Origin of the sequence: Gymnodinialimonas sp. 202GB13-11 (assembly GCF_040932485.1) — a bacterium.
GTDB classification, from domain to species: Bacteria; Pseudomonadota; Alphaproteobacteria; order Rhodobacterales; family Rhodobacteraceae; genus Gymnodinialimonas; species Gymnodinialimonas hymeniacidonis.
In genome coordinates, this window is the sequence record NZ_JBFRBH010000001.1 from 2,473,323 (window position 1) to 2,489,949 (window position 16,627).

Below are 16,627 nucleotides of genomic sequence, written 5' to 3' on the forward strand. Positions count from 1 at the left end.
CCTTACTGCGCAGGAATGTCGAACACGCAAATCTGATCGTCCGACCCAAGGCTCAACACCGCATCATCCCCCGGCAGTACCCTCGCGTCCGACACCACACCCTCATGAGCAAGGAAACGAGCCAATTCCTCGCCGGTTTCCGAGTCCCACAGACGCACGGTTGCATCCTGACCCGCACTGACCAGTCGAGCGCCTGTTGCATCCATCCGCAACCGTTGCACTGAGTCCTCGTGGTCGAGCCGATGCAGAACCTCTCCGGTTGCAAGGTTGTGCACATAGACCGATGACGTGTCATCGTAGGCAAGATAGGCATGGTTCAGCGAGGCTACGACATTGACCAACGCAAACTCTGGCTCCGCAGCCCAACTGCGCAGCAGACGCCCCTCACTATGGTTGATGATCCGCACCTCGCCCCGGCTGAACACGAGGATCGAGTGGTCAGCGTCGAAAAACTGCACGTGGACAATGTGATCGGCGATCTCAGCAAATTCGTAGCTGTGCAGACGTTCGCCCGCCCCAGCATCGTAATAGAGAACACCATTGCCTACACCCACGACCGCCATCGTTCCATCCTCGGAAAACGCGAAGGCCGAGACCGGGTTTTGGGGTGGGACGAACGTCACGATCTCTGTCCCGGCTGCCACATCCCAAAGGGCCCCGACCAGGTTTGCGTCCCGCGACATGGCGCGTGAGCCATCGGCGTTGATGATCGTCTCGCGCAGATAGCCGCGATGCGGACCCATCGCAGACATCAACGTGCCGGTCGCCAGATCATGGGCCTGGAACGAGCGGTCTTCAAATCGCACCAACACCACGCTTTCGTCGGCGCTGACGCTCAGGTTGAAAACCTCGTCACTCAAGCCCTCAAGGACCGGGGTTGCCGTGCCATCCTCAAGCGACAGCGTGTACAAGGTTCGGGTCCAGTCCGAGAACATTATTCCGTTGCCCAATGGCAAGGCACGTGGCGCACGGGCGTTGTCGAGCTCGGTATCGAAACACAGCCGCGCTGTGACCTCTACCTCTCCGGATTGCGCCCCAGCAGCAAGGCCAGAGAAACACATCACGGCGGCCGAAATCACCGCACCAAAACAAAATCGCATGTCAGGAATACCTCAATGAAATCAGGTGTCGTCAGAGCTATCGGCGGATTTCAACGCAGTGGCGATCACGCGCCCCAACTCCTCCGCCGGGGCCGGCTTTTGCAACAACGGGGCCCGCACGGCTCCCATCTCAGTGTCGGTAAACCCGGTATAGCCCGACATGTAGACCACCGGCAGATCGGGCTGAATTTCACGGGAAAGGCGCGCCAGTTCAAACCCGCCCAACTTGCCCGGCATGACCACGTCCGTCAGCAAAAGGTCGATGTGCTCTCCAGCCTCGATCTTTTCCAACGCCTCTTGGCCGGACGATGCTGTGACCACGTCGTAATCGAGCTTCTCCAGCAGATCGGTCATCATGCTCAGCAGCATGAATTCATCCTCGACCACCAGGATCGTCTCACCATTGCCTTGCGCGACCGGGGCGGTCTGGACGGCGGCTTCCCGTGTGCCAAGCGCTGTGCCACGCGGCAGGGTCATCTGCACTGTTGTGCCAATCCCCTCTTCGGAATAGATGCGCAGATCACCGTTGGACTGGGTGATGAACCCGTAGACAATCGCCAAGCCCAGGCCGGTGCCGGAATTGCTCTCCTTTGTGGTGAAAAACGGATCGGTGCAGCGCTTCAGTGTTTCCTCATCCATGCCCGGTCCGTTGTCAGACACGCTAATTTCTACATACCGCAAGGCGGCGCCATCTTCAGCCGCTTCCTCGGTGTGTTGGGTATCGTCGAGGCTCTCACTCGTTGCGAGAACCGGACGTGCCTTGATCTGAATACGGCTACCTTCACCCGACCGCATCATGGCATCCCGGGCATTCAACACCAGGTTCATCAACGCAGTTTCAAGCTGAGTCTGATCACATCGGTGGCGCAGATCCGGATCGCTTACCGACAGTTCAAGCTCAAAATGCTCTTCGATCATGGGGCGGACCAGCAATTTGAACTCTTCAAAGACGTCGGCAGTTGACCGGACGGAGGCAAGCCCCGGTTGACGGCGCGCAAACGCCAACAGTCGCGCCGTCAAGGCCGAGCCGCGCTTGACCGATTGCGCCGCCGTCTCAAGATAGCTTGCACGCTGATCCGGTCTTTCGGCCTTGCCAGCAAGATCGATGGCATACAGCAGAGACGCCAACAGGTTGTTGAAATCATGGGCAATTCCGCCCGTCAGCTGACCAAGGGCATCCAGCCTGCTCTTGCGTTCAATGACCTGTCGATTGCGTTCTTCGCTCGACACATCGTCCAGAACCAGCACCATGTCTATGCCACTGGCCCTATGTTCCACCGCAGCATTGCCCACCCGAACGTACCGAGCGGTCTCAGGGCCGGCATGACGCCGCAGCAAATGGGTTTCGCCTTGGAGGGAATGGCCCGCCAAAGCGCGGCGCAACGGATCGGCACTCGCGATCAAGGGCTGCATGGTTTCAGGGTCCAGAAACTGGATTGTCTCCGGCCACTCAAAGGGCACTTCCTTCACGATCCCACCCAGCATGTGGCGCGCGGTCGAATTGATGCGGACGATCACCCCTTTTTCATCCATGGCGACGATACCGCTTGAGGCCGCGTTGAAGATCGTCTCCAACTCATCTCGCGTTGCGGCGGCGGCGGCTTCGCTGCTCTTTTGGGCCGTAATATCCGTGGCCACACCGATATGGCGCGCAACGGACCCATCTTCGTCGCGATCAAAGACCGTGTCGTATGACAGCAGCCAGACCCAATAATCGCTTTTGTGGCGCATTCGGTATTCGATCGACGCCGTCTCACCGTCCTTCAGTTGCTGGAGAGAGGCAAAGTACTCGCCGATCCGAGGCAGATCATCAGGGTGGCACAATGTCGGAAACAGCGCATCGCCCATCTCAACCAATTCTGGGCTGGAATAACCTAGAATTTCGGCAAGCGTTGAATTGGTGTATTCGTTGGATTGGGTCTTCTGATTGAAAACATATACAATCCCGGGAACCACATTGGTTATCTTTGCCAAAAAGGCATCCGCTTCCCATTGCGACGTCGGCATTCAAAGGTCCCCATATCGGTAGTTTGATCTGATGTAGCACAGCTTTAGCTGCGAACACATGACCTGCCTTGGCACATCGCACGACCAGCTTTGCCAGCAATCCCCCGCCCATCGCGCCCCCGCGGGGCAAGACCCTTCCGATTTCCCCTTGGGTCATGCTATACTTGCATGCAATTAAAGGCCAAAGGCCCGTTACGAGGCCGACATTGAGGAAGGTTCGAGCGCCATGCGCCTGCCCATGACACGTTTTGCCCGCCGCAGCCTGACGCTGCTGGCGCCTGCCTTGTTGGCCGCCTGTGTTGGCGCGCCCTCCGAGTGGGATTTCGATTTCCGCCCCAACGCGCCGCGCGGCGAAGCGGTGACAGCCGATCGCCCTGACCCCGATAGTCGCGGGCTGATTTCCTATGACAGCTACCAAGTCGCCGTCGCGCGCCGCGGTGATACGGTCGCCGATGTGGCCACACGCATCGGCCTAGGTGCCGAGGAACTCGCCACCTTCAACGGCCGCTCCGCAGGCGACGCGCTGCGTGATGGTGAGGTCTTGGCCCTGCCCCGCCGCGTCACCGGCGGCACGACGCCCGGCACCGGAAACGACATTGCATCCATTGCACGCGGCGCAATTGATGCCGCTGACGCCGCAAACCCGACGGCCTCCGGCCCACAGCTTCCCGATGGACAGGAGCCTGTTCGGCACCGCATCGCACGCGGCGAGACCGCCTATTCGGTCGCCCGTCTTTATGGCGTTTCGGTGCGCAGCTTGGCCGAATGGAACGGCCTCGGCCCGGACCTCGCCGTACGCGAGGGGCAGTTCCTCTTGATCCCCATCGTGATCGAAAACGCAGCCGCAGCAGATGCGACCGAGCCCGGCACTTCCGTGGCCCCGCTGCCGCCCTCTGCCTCTGACCCGCTGCCCGGCCAAATCGAGACGGCAACCTTGCCCGACCTTCAAGGCACCGGTACCGGCGCGCCCGAAGCAGCCCCGGCGCCCGCCCCTGCAGCGCCCCAGCAATCCAGTGCCCGGCTAATCCGGCCTGTCGAAGGCTCCGTCCTGCGCGGCTATGGCTCGGGCAATGAGGGCATCGACATTGGGGCCGCTGCCGGCACTCCGGTGCGCGCCGCCGCAGACGGAACTGTGGCTGCGATTACGCAAGACACCGATCAGGTGCCGATCCTCGTGGTGCGCCACAGCGGTGGATTGCTGACGGTGTACGCCAATATCCAGAACATTCGTGTCAGCCGGGGTGACAGCGTCAGCCGGGGCGCAACCGTGGCGGAAGTAGGTGGCGGAGACCCGTCATTCCTGCACTTCGAGGTCCGGCGCGGGTTTGAGGCTGTAGATCCTTCTGATTACCTGCCTTAACGCGTTAGAGCGTTGGAGGGATTGCGCCGACTTCGCCATCGTCGCACGCGCGCTGTAGGCGCGCGGCAGCGCTGAATCCTGCCGATCCGGTGCCCATTCGGTTGGAGGCGTTTTGATTTTCGCCGCAAACTCGGGCAAAATCCCTGTGGTTCAACAGAATTAGGAGGCTGCCCATGTGGGATCGCATCCTGGACCGCATGATGCGCGATTTCATTCAGCGCCGTGCCCTTGCTTTGACCTACCCAGACGGCACCCGGCGCGTTTATGGCGAGGAGGATGCCGCGCCGATTGAGGTTACGCTGCACGACCCCGGCCTGCCCCGCCGCCTTGTCCTGAATACCGATCTTGCCGTGGGCGAGGCCTATATGGATGGCCGCCTGACCATCGGACAGGATGATCTGGAGGGGTTTCTGGCCTGCGCCACCGAAAATGCGGGCGTCGGGGACGATGTCTGGTGGCGCCGCGCGACGGCGGCCATTTTCAAGGCGCGCCGCCGCTTTGATCAGTGGAACCCGGCCCGGCGCGCGCGCGAAAACGTGGCCCATCACTATGATCTGAGCTCGGAGCTCTATGACCTCTTCCTCGATGCCGACCGGCAATACTCCTGCGGCTACTTCCCCGATCCTTCCATGTCGCTCGACGCAGCGCAGGAGGCCAAAAAGCACCACATTGCCGGCAAGCTCTTGTTGCAGCCGGATATGGAGGTGTTGGAGATCGGCTGCGGCTGGGGCGGCATGGCGCTGACACTTGCGCGCGATTATGGCGTGCGCGTGCTTGGCGTGACCCTCAGCGAAGAACAGCATCGCACCGCCTGTCAGCGCGCGGCAGATGCCGGTTTGCAAGATCGTGTCCGGTTCGAGTTGCGCGATTACCGTGAGGTCACGGGCGAATTCGACCGCGTCGTCTCAATCGGCATGTTCGAACATGTTGGCGTGCCTCATTATGTCGAATACTTCCGAAACGTCCGCGACCGGTTGAAGGAGGGTGGGGTGGCCCTGATCCACACGATCGGGCGGGCCTATGTGCCCGGCCACACCTCCCCCTGGATCCAGAAATACATCTTCCCCGGCGGCTATTGCCCGGCCCTTTCGGAGATGTCGGCGGCGGTCGAGAAATCCGGCCTCTACTCCTGCGATGTAGAGGTCTGGCGCCTCCACTACGCCGAAACCCTGCGCCACTGGCACGATCGTTTCGTGGCGAACGAGGATAAGGCCCGCGCGCTCTATGATGATCGTTTCTGCCGCATGTGGCGCTACTATCTGAAGGCTTGCGAAGTCACCTTCCGCCACAACCGCCAGTGCGTGTTCCAATACCAGATGACCAAGCGGCAGGAAGCGGTGCCGCTCAGCCGCGATTACCTCTACCGCGAACCCAACCGCAAAATGGAGGCAGCAGAATGAACCCATCTAAACCGATCATAGGGGGCAATCACACCTTCCATACATCTGGCCAGTTCAATGGGATGGTGGGCGGCACCGCCACTGTCGCCGCCGGGGTGAACCTGAAACTGAACGGGATGGTCGGCGGCGACCTTGTGATTGAACGCGGGGCCACGGTGACGCTTGCAGGGATGGTGGGGGGCCGCATCGACAATCGCGGCGGCCACCTGTCCGACGGTTAGGCCGCCGACAGACCCAGCCCACAGAAACTGGGCTCCAACCGATCCAGAACATGCGTGATGCCGGACGGAAAGGACCGACCCCGTGCCGCCTCACCGGGAAAGGCCAGCGTCTCAATCCCGGCGGCGAGCGACGATTGCGCGCTTTCGGGTGTGTCCTCGATCGCCACGGCTTGGCCTGCACTGATCCCAAAATGGGCCAGTCCCAACCGGTAGATTTCCGGCGATGGCTTGCTGGCCGAGACGAAATCGCGATCCCCGACAAAGCCGAACATGTCGCGTGTGATCACGCCCTTCAGCCCTTCGAAAATCAGATCGACGGTCTGCGTCCCCGTGGTGGTCGCAAATCCCAGAGCCACGCCTTTGGATTGCGCCCGTTCGATCACGTCGAGCACACCTGGCCGCGGCTCCAACCCGTCGCGCGCGAATTCCCGGAAATAGGCGACCTTGGCGCGATAGATCTCATCCACGTCCACATCCTGCCCCTGCGCCTCGGCATAGGCCTCGATCCGGGATTTGCCGCCGGGGGCGTGCAGCATCTCTCGGTAGGCCTCGCGCCCCCAGCTCCAGCCAAGACTGAGATGGTTAAAGGCCGCGTTGAACGCGCGGCGCTGCATGTCCGAGGTTTCGACGAGCGTGCCAATGGCACCGAAAAACAAGGCTTTAGGCTGGGGCATGGAGATCTCTCCGTGAAGGGTGACGCAGACGTTCAGAGCCGAAACATAGGGCGCGCCCGAAAAGTTCCCCTTCTTTGCAGAAAATAGACTCAGGACGCCGACGCATTTGACCACGATCAGGGCGGCCTGGCGCTGGGGATGGCATGATTGAACATCCCCTCAGATCATTTCCGGAGACAGCCATGAAATACCTGATCGCCTATGCAAGCACCCACGGCCAAACCCGCAGGATTGCACGTCATGCGATGGACCGGCTTCACGACATCGGGCATTCGGTCGAGCTTTTGCCGTTGATCGAGGCTGAGGGGCTCGACCCGCGTCGCTTTGACGGCGTGATCCTCGCAGGCTCCCTCCACGCCGGGCACTACCAGCCCGCGATGACCGAGTTCGCCTCTCTCCACGCGGATCGGCTGAACACCATGCCAACCCTGTTTCTGGCTGTCTCCTTGGCGGCAGCAGGCCACGACACCGACGATTGGCGCGGCCTCGACACCGCCCTGCATGACCTGACCGAGGCCACCAGCTGGCACCCTGGCCATGTCACCCATGTGGCGGGCGCTTACAAACCCAGCGCCTACGACATCGTCACCCGCCTCATCATGCGTCGGATCATCGCCAAGAAGGACCCGGGCACCGACCTGTCCGCCGATCACGACTTCACCGATTGGCCCGCGCTGGACGCGGCGCTGGAAGGCTGGCTGGAGCAGGCCTGACGTCGTGATGATTGCGCAACGTCCCGCAAATTTCTGGAGTAAAAAGGGCAGTTTTGTTTTGCTTTGGCGGCTCAGAGCGCGTCCCAAGTAACCTTGGGGCGAAAGGATGTCGTCATGATCAAACACGCTATTTTTACCGCAGGCATTGTTGCGGGCCTTATCACCACGTCCGCCCAAGCGCAGGACTGGGCCGGCGCATATGGCGGCGGCGCACTGTCTTATGGTGTTGGGACAAATCAGGGATTCTTCACCTTCTTCGGACTTTTGTCCTCGCAATACGATGCTGAGGTGACTGGCGCACACGTCCGTGGCTTCGCCGGGCATAATTGGTACCTGAGCGATACTGTTGTTACCGGTGTCGAATTGTCTGCCGGATTTGGTGAAATCTCCGGCTCTGGTGTGGGCGGCAACCCCGGACAATCCGCCAACATGACCTACGGGACATCGGCCACCTTAGCAGTTCGGTTTGCCTATGATGCTGGCCGCGCCTTGCCGTTCATCTCTTTTGGCGTGACAACAACCGAGGTGTCCAGCAGCTATACGATCCCCGCCCTTGGCCCAATTGAACGGGACGCGACCTTCCGCACCGGAACGACCGTCGGCGCCGGAGTGGACTACCAAATATCCGACCGCTCTTTTTTGCGCATTCAGGTTTCGCACACACAGATGGACGACATCCAGTATGGTCTTACTGCATTTCCGCCGCCGAACACCGGGGTTTCTCTCATACCCCAGGTAATCACAAACCCCTCCTATTCAGATGTCACAGTCGGCTACGCGTTCCGCTTCTGAGAAGGCCCGTCCCGGAAAACAGCGCCGCGCCGGCCCCGGCGTGCCCTTTTCTTTGAGTCTCTCCCTTGCACCCCACGCCCCCACCACTATAACGCCGACAGTTTGCCCGGCACTCAGGCGGGCCAGGTCATTGCGTCGGGGGACACCATGCCGAAAAGAACCGATATCAACTCCATCATGATTATCGGCGCGGGCCCCATTGTTATCGGGCAGGCCTGCGAGTTCGACTATTCCGGCGCCCAGGCTTGCAAGGCGCTGCGCGAGGAAGGCTACCGCGTCATCCTCGTCAACTCGAACCCCGCCACGATCATGACGGACCCGGAGCTTGCCGACGCCACCTATATCGAGCCGATCACGCCCGAGGTCGTCGCCAAGATAATTGAAAAAGAACGCCCCGATGCGCTTCTTCCGACCATGGGCGGGCAAACCGGCCTGAATACGTCGCTGGCGCTTGAGGAAATGGGCGTCCTCGACCAATTCGGGGTCGAGATGATCGGCGCCAAGCGTCCCGCCATCGAGATGGCCGAAGACCGTAAGCTGTTCCGCGAGGCGATGGACCGCCTCGGCATCGAAAACCCGAAGGCCGAGATCGTGACCGCCCCAACGGTAGACGGCAAGAAAGACCTCGACGCCGGCGTCGCCATCGCGCTTGAGACGCTGGAATTCGTGGGCCTGCCCGCCATCATCCGCCCTGCCTACACCCTTGGAGGCACTGGCGGGGGCGTAGCTTACAACCGCGACGATTACGTCGCCATCTGCCGCTCCGGTATGGACGCGTCGCCTGTGGGCCAAATCCTCGTCGACGAGTCCCTGCTCGGCTGGAAAGAATATGAGATGGAGGTCGTCCGCGACAAAGCCGACAACGCCATCATCGTCTGCTCCATCGAAAACGTGGATCCGATGGGCGTTCATACCGGCGACTCGATCACCGTCGCCCCGGCCCTCACGCTGACCGACAAAGAATACCAGATCATGCGCACGCATTCGATCAACGTGCTGCGGGAAATCGGCGTCGAAACCGGCGGCTCCAACGTGCAATGGGCCGTGAACCCCGCCGATGGCCGCATGGTCGTGATCGAGATGAACCCGCGCGTCTCGCGTTCCTCCGCGCTGGCCTCCAAAGCCACCGGCTTCCCCATCGCCAAAATCGCCGCGAAGCTCGCCGTGGGCTACACGCTGGACGAATTGGACAACGACATCACCAAGGTCACGCCCGCCAGCTTCGAGCCGACCATCGACTATGTCGTCACCAAGATCCCCCGCTTCGCCTTCGAGAAATTCCCCGGCTCCGAGCCGCACCTGACCACCGCGATGAAATCCGTGGGCGAGGCCATGGCCATCGGCCGCTCCTTCCACGAGTCCGTCCAAAAGGCGCTCGCCTCCATGGAAACCGGCCTCACCGGCTTCGATGAGATCGAGATCCCCGGCCTCGGCGAAGACCCCGCCGCCATCACCAAGGCGCTCAGCCAGCAAACCCCCGACCGCCTCCGCGTCATCGCCCAAGCCATGCGCGAAGGCCTCTCTGACGACGACATCCAGCACGTCACGGCGTTTGATCCCTGGTTCCTCGCCCGTATCCGCGAGATTATCGACGAGGAAACCCGCATCCGCGAACAGGGTATGCTCGCCACGCCCGAAGACTTCCGCCGCGTGAAGATGATGGGCTTCACCGACGCCCGCCTCTCCATCCTCACCGGTATCCCCGAGGCCGAGATCCGCACCGCCCGCCACGGCGCCGGTGTCATCGCCCAGTTCAAGCGTATCGACACCTGCGCGGCCGAGTTCGAGGCGCAGACGCCCTACATGTATTCCACCTACGAGGCCCCCGCGATGGGTGAGGCCGAGTGCGAGGCCCGCCCCTCCGACCGCAAGAAGGTCGTCATCCTCGGTGGTGGCCCCAACCGCATCGGCCAGGGCATCGAGTTCGACTATTGCTGCTGCCACGCCTGCTTCGCGCTCAGCGATGCGGACTATGAAACCATCATGGTCAACTGCAACCCGGAGACGGTCTCAACCGATTACGACACCTCCGACCGCCTCTACTTCGAACCGCTCACGCTGGAACACACCCTCGAAATCCTCCGCGTGGAGCAGGACAACGGCACCCTCCACGGCGTCATCGTGCAATTCGGCGGGCAGACCCCCCTGAAACTCGCTAACGCCCTTGAGGCCGCAGGCATTCCGATACTCGGCACCACGCCCGACGCCATCGACCTCGCCGAAGACCGCGAACGCTTCCAGCAACTCGTCCAGAAGCTCGACCTGAAACAGCCCGAAAACGCCATCGCCACCACCGACGAACAGGCGAAAGAGGCCGCCGAACACCTCGGCTACCCCCTCGTCATCCGCCCCTCCTACGTCCTCGGCGGCCGCGCCATGGAAATCGTCCGCGACACAGCGCAGCTTGATCGCTATATCCGCGACGCCGTGGTCGTCTCCGGCGACAGCCCCGTGCTGCTCGACTCCTATCTCGACGGCGCAACCGAAGTCGACGTCGACGCCCTATGCGACGGCACGGACGTCCACGTCGCAGGCATCATGCAGCACATCGAAGAGGCGGGCGTGCATTCCGGCGACAGTGCCTGTTCCCTGCCGCCCCACACGCTCTCGACCGACGTGCAGGACGAAATCATCCGCCAAACCAAGGCACTCGCCAAGGCGCTCAACGTCGTGGGCCTGATGAACATCCAGTTCGCCGTCAAAGGCGACGAGATCTACCTGATCGAGGTCAACCCCCGCGCCTCCCGCACCGTCCCCTTCGTCGCCAAGGCCACGGACAGCGCCATCGCGAGTATCGCCGCGCGCCTCATGGCCGGTGAGAAACTGGCCGACTTCCCCGCCCACGCGCCCCATGTCGACGTGGACGAAGACACCCCGATCGAGATCGGCGACCCCATGTCGCTCGCCGATTTCCGCACGCCTTGGTACTCGGTGAAAGAGGCCGTCCTCCCCTTCGCCCGCTTCCCCGGCGTCGACACGCTTCTGGGGCCGGAAATGCGCTCCACCGGCGAAGTCATGGGCTGGGACCGCACCTTCCCCCGCGCCTTCCTCAAGGCGCAGCTCGGCGCAGGCACCCATTTGCCGACCGAAGGCACGGCCTTCCTGTCGATCAAGGAAGCCGACAAGACGGCGGAACTGGTCGAAACCGCCCAGATGCTGAAAGACCTCGGCTTCACCATCCTCGCCACCCGCGGCACCGCAGCGTTCCTGAGCGAGCACGGCATCGCGTCAGAGGTCGTGAACAAACACTACGAGGGCGGCCGGACCATCGTCGACATCATGAAAGACGGCGGCGTGCAGCTGGTGATGAACACCACCGAAGGCGCGCAAGCGGTCGAGGACTCACGGTCCATGCGCAGCGTCACCCTGATGGACAAGATTCCGTATTACACGACTTTGGCGGGCAGTCACGCAGCGGCGCAGGCGATGGTGAGCGCGAAAGAGGGCGAGACGGTGGTGCGGGCGTTGCAGGGGTGAAGAGTGGCAATAAAGACTCGATTGCCTAGATGTAGTGTGTTGGTCCTTGCCAGAATCCATTTGTCGATGGCAGTTTGAGAACAACAAAGAAACCTAGGGAGCTCAGCAATGTCGGAACCACTTGAACGACTTGTCGAACAAGCACGGCGTGTGCAGATGACTGGCGCTCAGAGAACCGAGCAGCGTATTAGCTTTGCGTTTGGTACCGCCAAAATCGAAAACGATGACGTAACCAAGGAGATGGTCGTCGAAGCCGCGCAAAAGGGCAGCTGAATACATGTCCGATCGCAAAAGTGAGGCGGAAATACCTCCACTAATAGAAGATCCGATTGAACTAGCACAGAAGGAAGCTGAAAATGCTCTCTTACAGTTTGATTGGGGGATGGAGGAAGTTGAGCGCTGGATTGCTGACGGTAAGCCGAAGCTTCGCGTCTCTACGCTCTTGAACCTACATCGAAAAGCGATGGATGGAATCGACCAGTACGCGGGCAACTTTCGGCCCGCTAACGTGGCGATCAGAGGCAGCGTGCATCAGCCAATATCAGGCGATGATGTGCCAAGATATGTGGAAGAGATGTTGGAATACATCGCAGACCACTGGGAGTCCAAAACTGCGACGCATTTATCGTCTTATGCAATGTGGCGTTTAAACTGGATACACCCGTTTGCTGATGGAAACGGCAGAACCTCTCGTATGTTGTCATACATGGTACTGTGCGGGCGCCTAGGATACGTGCTGCCCGGAACGAAGACTATTCCTGAGCAGATCTCTGAGAACAAGCAGCCTTACTATAACGCTCTAGAAGCAGCAGATGCCGCAAACAAAACTGGGACAATGAATGTATCCCAGATGGAGAAGCTGCTCGAAAACTATTTGGCTAATCAATTGGTTGATATTCACGGTAAGGCAACAGGGAATGACCACATGCAACCTTCGGCGAGCCCGCCACCAGAAAGAGGTGGATTGCTCGCTGCGCTGGAAAAACGTCCGGTTTTCTATGGGGGCTGCATAGCCATAGTTCTGGCCGTTATCGGTTGGATAATTGCCTAACCTGAAAGTGGCCTAAGAGGTCGACCACGTCCCGTCGTTTATTGGCCTTGGCCCGATCACGTGACTCCGTGGTTTTCGACAAGATTTAAGCGCCACCCTCACTCACTCACACACCAACTCCGTCACCTCCAGCGTATCCGGATCGATAACCTGCGTGCACCGATCACCTCCGCCAACACACCCGGCCACCAAAACCACCACAACAACCAAACCCATCCGAACCATCTCAAAACCCTCAATAAAATCCGCCTCCACCCTCGCCAAACCCTCGCCCAAAATCAACTCCGCGTCATCAAACCCCGTTAATTCCCCGCATTTCCTTACCTTGCGCCACGCCCCGCCAGCGGCCACCTCTGTTCCACCAGCCACAACCAAAGGCACCGATATGCACCGCATTCTGGCCGCAACGGCCCTCACAGCGCTCGCCCTCCCCGCCCTCGCCGACGCCCACAAACCTGGCGAAGAACCCGGCCTGACCCCGCCGCTCTTCGGGCAGGTCGACCTCGTCACGAACTTCCAGCCCGACCCCCACGAAGTCCAACTCGAAGCGGGCGGCCCGCATATCGGCACCTATTCCGACCAGCGCACTGGCAACCGTTGCCAAGGCCACTTCTCGGGCGATCCGAACTTTCGCCTGAACTTCACCTCCGGCGATCTCGGCTTTCCGCTGCAGTTCTTCGTCACGTCCGGTGCCGATACCGTGTTGCTCGTGCAGACGCCCGACGGCACCTACCATTGCAACGACGATTTCGCGGGCCTGAACCCGCGTGTGCGCTTCGACACGCCCACAACCGGCGAATACAACATCTATGTCGGCACCTATGCGCCGGTCTCTGGCCAATTGCCCGTCGCCGACCTCGCCATTACGGAATACGAAAACTACGGGCCCAGCTTCGACCGCGCCTTTTTCGGCAATGATGACCGCATCGTCATGGATGCCGCCTCCGCCCCGTGGAACATGATCGGCTTTCTCGACCTGGGCGATGCGTCCTGCACCGCTGTACTGATCGGTTCTGCCACGATCCTGACCTCGGCCCATTGCCTGGCGGAAAACGGGCAGATCGTCTCACAACCCGTCGAATTCCTCGCCGGGTTCCAGAACGGCAACCACGTCGCGCGCTCCGGCATCTCGGGCTATCACGTCGCCCAAGGCTACCTGAACGGTGAGCAGGAGGGGACGGACTACGCCTTCCTCTACCTCGACCAACCGCTTGGCGATCAACTCGGCTGGATGGATGTGGGTGTTCTGACGCCTGAGGAGATCTCCGCCCTGCAAGCCGGGGGCGGCCCCGATATCCTGCAAGCGGGCTACAGCTACGACCAGCAAGGCACGCTGACCGGCAACCTCGATTGCCCGTTCATCGAAGTGGCCCCGCAGAACGTCCTCGTCCACCAGTGCGACACACTGCAAGGCGACAGCGGCTCACCGCTGTTCATCCAGGATGGCGACCGTTACCGGATCATCGGCGTGGAAAGCCGCACCGATCCCCGCCCGAACGAGGAGTACGACCGCAACGTCGCGATGTATGTCGACTATGTGGTAAGAGAGCTTGCGACGGTTGGCCAGGGCGGCGCCCCGGCGGCAGCCCCGCAGCCCGTCAAGTAAAGATCAAAAGGGGCGGCCCGACGGCCCCTTTCTACGCCTTAGGGCTTATAGACAGCTCGTATATTGACGCCCGTAGATATCATACGCCGTCGCGCAAATGTCCGGATTTCCACTAAACGCATACAGGTCACGCCGAGTCAGAACAGCATTCGCCTGGTCGGCATTCGTTACAGGGAGGATCACACCTTCCTGGCCACCCACATATGCCCTGTTGCCGACACGCCGAAATCCGGGACGGCGGGCTCATTCCGCCGGGAAAGTCGCAGCCGCCGCAGCCGGGGCTGCCGTCGGGCTCGGCCCCGCCGCGCCGCCGCCGCCGGTCAGAAACGGCCCCGGTCCTACCGCCTCACGCGGTGCGGTGCCAAGGACCGGGCCAAAGGCCCCGCCCTCGCCCACCGGCAAGGGATCAACTCAGGCCCCCAGGGCCAGGACACTCAAAACCATCAAATATCGCACGGAACGTCCTTCCTCTCTTTACGGGCACACATTCGGGTACAATCGGCTCGCATGGGTCGTCACGCCCCAACATCCGGGCTGCCCCCCTTCGACCGGGTCGGCAGGATAGACGCTGCGGATATCCCCCGGCGCAACGCCGATGATGGAGGCCAGAACCGCGTTGCTCGGCTGATTGGGATCGGCAATCACGATGGCACCCGGGTCGGGATTGGTAAATCCTCCCGGCGGCGGGTTTGCCGGCAACGGCGTTCCCACCTGACCACCCCCGGCGGTGAACACACCACCCCCAAGCGGCGTCACCGCACCGCCAACAGCCACACAGCCCGACAGCGCCAGCGCAGGCATCAACCAGATGAATCGTTTCATGAAAATGTCCCCTCTTTTTTTGCGGAGATATCCTAGGGCGCAACTCTCACGCCTGCCTAGTTTTTTTTGCGACCGCCCCGAAAAGACGCGCGCGTCTATTGGGCCGCGCGCAGCCAGTCCAGACGGGCCGCGCTGAAATCCACTGGGCCAATCCGCACGCCGCAATCGGCCTCCAGACGCGGCGCCAAAGGCGGGGTCAGCGTGGCAAACGCGCCGGGCACATCCACGCGGTCATGGCTGCCCGCCACTTCACGCAGGCCCGCCTCGACGACATTGGCAACCTGCAAGCCCGGCATAGTCTCGAAATCCCCAAAACAAGTCCTTGCCCAATCCGCATCCGCCAGATCAAAGCTCGCCACCGCACCCGTCAGTTCCAGCCGCGCATCATCGCGGGACAGGAGCGGCAGGTCGAAAATCTCCACCCGCAGCTCCCCCAAATCCGCCTCGGCCTGCACCAGCTCCATCGCCTCGCGCACGACCTCAACCTCCGGTACATCGTCCGCCGCGGTCGCAGCCCCCGCACAGGCCCCGACATCAGCGGTGAGCCGCAAGATCTCTATGCCCGGTGGCGCGGCCTCCTGAACCGCCACTCGCAAGGCATCCATGTCAGGCCCCCGCAACTGCGCCAACGACAGGTCCGCCGCCTCCATCAGCGCGCGCAACGCGGCGTCTTGGCCCGCAATGGCGTCGTAATCCCCGCCGTCCATGTGGAAGGCCAGCACATCCCCGACCCTATACGTCACCAAAAAGGTGACCGGGCACTGATCCACCATCACAGGGTCCGCCACCCGGTGCTGTCGCTCCAGGAAGACATCGTAGATGGTGACATCCCGGACCAGCCCACCGACGACATAAACGCCAGGCTCAAGCACGTCCAGCGTATCACCGCGGTCCGCGACAGCCTGCTGGTGTGGCTGCACGGTCACAAAACCCTGCCACAGCCAAACCGCGTACAGCACAAGCGCTACGCACGCGGCACCACCGATCCAAACCCATCGCCCCATCAGGCCACTCCCGTTTGCCGCGCGACAAACGCATCGCGCGGGCATCGATCAGATGCAGCCGAGACGATGAATTGCGTCAGCGGCAGATCACCTGCTGATACTGGTCATAATAGCAATGCGCGGGCAGGTCATAGATATCCGGCTCTGCCGGGCCGCCATAGCCACCGCCGCCATAGGGGACGGTCGGGGCGTAAACACAGGCGCTGGTGGCAAGAAGGCCGGCAATCAAGATCAGTTTCTTCATGGAAATCTCTCCTTTTCAATGGCTTGAGCCTATCCCGCGATATTTCATTCGTCGAGGGGGTTTGTCGCGACAAACATTCGGCCCCACCCGAATTCATCCCCGATCATGCGCCCGGATCTGTTTGGCGAGGTGTCGAGGAGTATGCAGTGCATCTGG

At 61.4% G+C, this 16,627-nt stretch carries 17 protein-coding genes; 9 read left to right on the forward strand and 8 right to left on the reverse strand.

Annotated features, from left to right (window positions below):
- Positions 1-2 precede the first annotated feature (2 nt).
- Together V8J81_RS12455 and V8J81_RS12460 are read right to left on the reverse strand one after the other, a co-directional pair.
- Positions 3-1,100, reverse strand: a complete 1,098-nt coding sequence (locus V8J81_RS12455) for a WD40 repeat domain-containing protein (protein ID WP_368476075.1) — start codon at positions 1,098-1,100, stop codon at positions 3-5.
- Between the two features lie 21 nt (positions 1,101-1,121).
- Complete coding sequence (locus V8J81_RS12460) at positions 1,122-3,107, reverse strand: hybrid sensor histidine kinase/response regulator (RefSeq protein ID WP_368476076.1); 1,986 nt, start codon at positions 3,105-3,107, stop codon at positions 1,122-1,124.
- 238 nt (positions 3,108-3,345) lie between these two features.
- On the opposite strand from V8J81_RS12460, the gene V8J81_RS12465 reads away from it, so the two are divergent.
- The 3 genes from V8J81_RS12465 to V8J81_RS12475 all read left to right on the forward strand — a co-directional run bounded on the left by V8J81_RS12465 (position 3,346) and on the right by V8J81_RS12475 (position 6,088).
- Positions 3,346-4,467 carry a peptidoglycan DD-metalloendopeptidase family protein gene (locus tag V8J81_RS12465; RefSeq protein ID WP_368476077.1) on the forward strand — a complete coding sequence of 374 codons (1,122 nt, stop codon included), beginning with the start codon at positions 3,346-3,348 and terminating at the stop codon, positions 4,465-4,467.
- Positions 4,468-4,640: 173 nt separating this feature from the next.
- Entirely contained in the window at positions 4,641-5,867 is a 1,227-nt protein-coding gene (locus V8J81_RS12470) for a class I SAM-dependent methyltransferase (RefSeq protein WP_368476078.1), read from the forward strand.
- Positions 5,864-6,088 (forward strand): hypothetical protein, encoded by a 225-nt coding sequence (locus V8J81_RS12475; protein ID WP_368476079.1) that lies wholly within the window; start codon positions 5,864-5,866, stop codon positions 6,086-6,088. The genes V8J81_RS12470 and V8J81_RS12475 overlap by 4 nt, the downstream gene beginning before the upstream one ends.
- On the opposite strand, the gene V8J81_RS12480 is transcribed toward V8J81_RS12475, so the two are convergent.
- The gene (locus V8J81_RS12480; protein ID WP_368476080.1) at positions 6,085-6,762 is read right to left on the reverse strand and encodes an HAD family hydrolase; all 678 of its coding nucleotides are present in this window, start codon (positions 6,760-6,762) and stop codon (positions 6,085-6,087) included. The genes V8J81_RS12475 and V8J81_RS12480 overlap by 4 nt on opposite strands.
- A 182-nt stretch (positions 6,763-6,944) precedes the next feature.
- Here V8J81_RS12480 and V8J81_RS12485 point away from each other — a divergent pair, with 182 nt between their 5' ends.
- The 5 genes from V8J81_RS12485 (at position 6,945) to V8J81_RS12505 (ending at position 12,795) form a co-directional block, all read left to right on the forward strand.
- Positions 6,945-7,475: a flavodoxin domain-containing protein gene (locus tag V8J81_RS12485; RefSeq protein WP_368476081.1), complete on the forward strand. Its 531-nt coding sequence runs from the start codon at positions 6,945-6,947 to the stop codon at positions 7,473-7,475.
- Positions 7,476-7,589: 114 nt separating this feature from the next.
- Positions 7,590-8,267, forward strand: a complete 678-nt coding sequence (locus tag V8J81_RS12490) for an outer membrane protein (RefSeq protein ID WP_368476082.1) — start codon at positions 7,590-7,592, stop codon at positions 8,265-8,267.
- Between the two features lie 147 nt (positions 8,268-8,414).
- Positions 8,415-11,744, forward strand: coding sequence for a carbamoyl-phosphate synthase large subunit (gene carB / locus V8J81_RS12495; RefSeq protein ID WP_368476083.1), 3,330 nt, complete (start codon positions 8,415-8,417; stop codon positions 11,742-11,744).
- 108 nt (positions 11,745-11,852) lie between these two features.
- On the forward strand, positions 11,853-12,017 hold the full coding sequence (locus tag V8J81_RS12500; RefSeq protein ID WP_368476084.1) for a hypothetical protein: 165 nt from the start codon (positions 11,853-11,855) through the stop codon (positions 12,015-12,017).
- A 4-nt stretch (positions 12,018-12,021) separates the two neighbouring features.
- Positions 12,022-12,795: a Fic family protein gene (locus tag V8J81_RS12505; protein ID WP_368476085.1), complete on the forward strand. Its 774-nt coding sequence runs from the start codon at positions 12,022-12,024 to the stop codon at positions 12,793-12,795.
- 102 nt (positions 12,796-12,897) lie between these two features.
- Here V8J81_RS12505 and V8J81_RS12510 read toward each other — a convergent pair whose 3' ends face one another.
- On the reverse strand, positions 12,898-13,191 hold the full coding sequence (locus tag V8J81_RS12510) for a hypothetical protein (protein WP_368476086.1): 294 nt from the start codon (positions 13,189-13,191) through the stop codon (positions 12,898-12,900).
- Between V8J81_RS12510 and V8J81_RS12515 the strand changes: the two genes are divergently transcribed.
- Positions 13,181-14,401, forward strand: a complete 1,221-nt coding sequence (locus V8J81_RS12515; protein WP_368476087.1) for a trypsin-like serine peptidase — start codon at positions 13,181-13,183, stop codon at positions 14,399-14,401. The two genes, V8J81_RS12510 and V8J81_RS12515, sit on opposite strands and share 11 nt — an antisense overlap.
- A gap of 243 nt (positions 14,402-14,644) precedes the next feature.
- On the opposite strand, the gene V8J81_RS12520 is transcribed toward V8J81_RS12515, so the two are convergent.
- From V8J81_RS12520 to V8J81_RS12535, 4 genes are all read right to left on the reverse strand, one after another.
- Positions 14,645-14,803 carry a hypothetical protein gene (locus tag V8J81_RS12520; protein ID WP_368476088.1) on the reverse strand — a complete coding sequence of 53 codons (159 nt, stop codon included), beginning with the start codon at positions 14,801-14,803 and terminating at the stop codon, positions 14,645-14,647.
- 72 nt (positions 14,804-14,875) lie between these two features.
- The gene (locus tag V8J81_RS12525; protein WP_368476089.1) at positions 14,876-15,223 is read right to left on the reverse strand and encodes a hypothetical protein; all 348 of its coding nucleotides are present in this window, start codon (positions 15,221-15,223) and stop codon (positions 14,876-14,878) included.
- A gap of 95 nt (positions 15,224-15,318) precedes the next feature.
- Positions 15,319-16,227, reverse strand: coding sequence for an SPFH domain-containing protein (locus tag V8J81_RS12530; RefSeq protein WP_368476090.1), 909 nt, complete (start codon positions 16,225-16,227; stop codon positions 15,319-15,321).
- A gap of 76 nt (positions 16,228-16,303) precedes the next feature.
- Entirely contained in the window at positions 16,304-16,471 is a 168-nt protein-coding gene (locus tag V8J81_RS12535; protein WP_368476091.1) for a hypothetical protein, read from the reverse strand.
- Positions 16,472-16,627: the final 156 nt, after the last annotated feature.

Bases quoted from the DNA above. Each gene is read 5' to 3' on its own strand.
- V8J81_RS12505 (WP_368476085.1), top strand. From the start codon at position 12,022: ATGTCCGATCGCAAAAGTGAGGCGGAAATACCTCCACTAATAGAAGAT.
- V8J81_RS12510 (WP_368476086.1), bottom strand. From the start codon at position 13,191: ATGCGGTGCATATCGGTGCCTTTGGTTGTGGCTGGTGGAACAGAGGTG.
- V8J81_RS12460 (WP_368476076.1), bottom strand. From the start codon at position 3,107: ATGCCGACGTCGCAATGGGAAGCGGATGCCTTTTTGGCAAAGATAACC.
- V8J81_RS12485 (WP_368476081.1), top strand. From the start codon at position 6,945: ATGAAATACCTGATCGCCTATGCAAGCACCCACGGCCAAACCCGCAGG.
- V8J81_RS12500 (WP_368476084.1), top strand. From the start codon at position 11,853: ATGTCGGAACCACTTGAACGACTTGTCGAACAAGCACGGCGTGTGCAG.
- V8J81_RS12530 (WP_368476090.1), bottom strand. From the start codon at position 16,227: ATGGGGCGATGGGTTTGGATCGGTGGTGCCGCGTGCGTAGCGCTTGTG.
- V8J81_RS12475 (WP_368476079.1), top strand. From the start codon at position 5,864: ATGAACCCATCTAAACCGATCATAGGGGGCAATCACACCTTCCATACA.
- V8J81_RS12525 (WP_368476089.1), bottom strand. From the start codon at position 15,223: ATGAAACGATTCATCTGGTTGATGCCTGCGCTGGCGCTGTCGGGCTGT.
- V8J81_RS12515 (WP_368476087.1), top strand. From the start codon at position 13,181: ATGCACCGCATTCTGGCCGCAACGGCCCTCACAGCGCTCGCCCTCCCC.
- carB (WP_368476083.1), top strand. From the start codon at position 8,415: ATGCCGAAAAGAACCGATATCAACTCCATCATGATTATCGGCGCGGGC.
- V8J81_RS12490 (WP_368476082.1), top strand. From the start codon at position 7,590: ATGATCAAACACGCTATTTTTACCGCAGGCATTGTTGCGGGCCTTATC.
- V8J81_RS12465 (WP_368476077.1), top strand. From the start codon at position 3,346: ATGACACGTTTTGCCCGCCGCAGCCTGACGCTGCTGGCGCCTGCCTTG.
- V8J81_RS12480 (WP_368476080.1), bottom strand. From the start codon at position 6,762: ATGCCCCAGCCTAAAGCCTTGTTTTTCGGTGCCATTGGCACGCTCGTC.
- V8J81_RS12535 (WP_368476091.1), bottom strand. From the start codon at position 16,471: ATGAAGAAACTGATCTTGATTGCCGGCCTTCTTGCCACCAGCGCCTGT.
- V8J81_RS12455 (WP_368476075.1), bottom strand. From the start codon at position 1,100: ATGCGATTTTGTTTTGGTGCGGTGATTTCGGCCGCCGTGATGTGTTTC.
- V8J81_RS12470 (WP_368476078.1), top strand. From the start codon at position 4,641: ATGTGGGATCGCATCCTGGACCGCATGATGCGCGATTTCATTCAGCGC.